We start from the raw sequence: 900 nt of genomic DNA on the forward strand, positions 1-900 counted from the left end.
TCTTCAGTTGCTCTTGTTCTTGCTGTGAGATCTGGAATAGGTTGATCAGCGTGTCGTTTTTGGGCGTGTATAGCGGTGCAAACGACTTTCCGCCGAACTCGACACGTTCCCCAGCCTCATAGGATTTCGCCTTGCTGTAGAGCGTCATAAGCTCTTTGGAGCGGTAAGACCAACGAGTATCCAGCTCGGAGGAAAGAGCGGCGGCCTCATGGTACATCTGGGCGCTGTTTGTTGCCCCGGAGAGAAGGAGAAAGTTAAGACGCCAGAAAAGATGCCTCATTCGCTCGCCTTCGTTGATTCCACCTCTGAGCTGGCCCAACTTGCGTAGGTCTTCCAGGGGGAACCGCAGAATTCGGAAAAAATCGTACGCTAAGCTAAGGAAGGTCTGAAAAAGCCCCCGCTCGAGAAATGCATCCCAGCAACCATGCGGGTTACAGAGCGGTGATTTCGCGAAACATGGGCTTTTTCAGAGCTTCCTTAGCGTTACGATAAAGCTAGCATGGAAACGATAGGTGCAAGCAAGTTAAGGGTTGCATCGCGCATGTCAATCTAGGCTATACCCTAACTTGATGTCAGGCAGGGCCGCGCCGCTTCGTCAGAATAGAGTCTGCTTTCCCATTTTTTGACACATGCCCGCGAAGGTTATAGATTTCAGCCTGACAGAAATGGGCTTTGAGGCACAACGGAACAGAAAGTGCACTTAAGCCGCCTTCAACCAAGGAGACATCGTGCAGGGGCACCGCATCGGCTACGTCCGGGTCAGCAGCTTTGACCAGAACCCGGAACGCCAGCTGGAACAAACCCAGGTGAGCAAGGTGTTCACCGACAAGGCATCGGGCAAGGACACCCAGCGCCCCCAGCTCGAAGCGCTGCTGAGCTTCGTCCGCGAAGGCGATACAG

The 900-nt window shown here is 53.7% G+C and carries 1 protein-coding gene and 1 pseudogene; one reads left to right on the forward strand and one right to left on the reverse strand.

Features of this window, described 5'->3' with window-relative positions:
* Positions 1-337 (reverse strand): annotated as a pseudogene (locus ABD481_RS46455) (replication protein); the annotation flags it as partial.
* Positions 338-728: 391 nt separating this feature from the next.
* Between ABD481_RS46455 and ABD481_RS46460 the strand changes: the two are divergent.
* The coding region (locus ABD481_RS46460; protein ID WP_161564190.1) for a recombinase family protein at positions 729-900 on the forward strand (172 nt) is incomplete at its 3' end.

The sequence above is a fragment of the Catenulispora yoronensis genome (assembly GCF_039531695.1).
GTDB lineage: Bacteria > Actinomycetota > Actinomycetes > Streptomycetales > Catenulisporaceae > Catenulispora > Catenulispora yoronensis.